Source organism: Monashia sp. HAY1-5C, from assembly GCF_056755255.1.
On sequence record NZ_JBPGXG010000697.1, the window covers coordinates 1 to 240 of the forward strand.

Sequence of the window (240 nt, forward strand, 5' to 3'; positions counted from 1 at the left end):
GGACGCGATGGAGGCGTCGAGGACGGCGCTGGCCGCGTGGAACTGGGAAGGCCGCATCTGCGTGGAGGCGTGGAACGACGTCAAATGGATCAGCCTGCGCGCGACGCCCTTGCCGCTGGACGGTGGCGGTGTCCAGTGGGACGGCATCATGACCAACATCACCGCGAGCAAGCTGGAGCAGGAAGAAACCCGGCGGTCGCGTGCGCGGCTGGCCGAGCTGACGGACCACATCCAGCAGGT

The 240-nt window shown here is 67.9% G+C and carries 1 protein-coding gene; it reads left to right on the forward strand.

The features are described from left to right. Positions 1-240, forward strand: a 240-nt coding sequence (locus ACR9ZK_RS23240) for a hypothetical protein (protein WP_481344274.1), incomplete at both ends; no start/stop codon positions are given.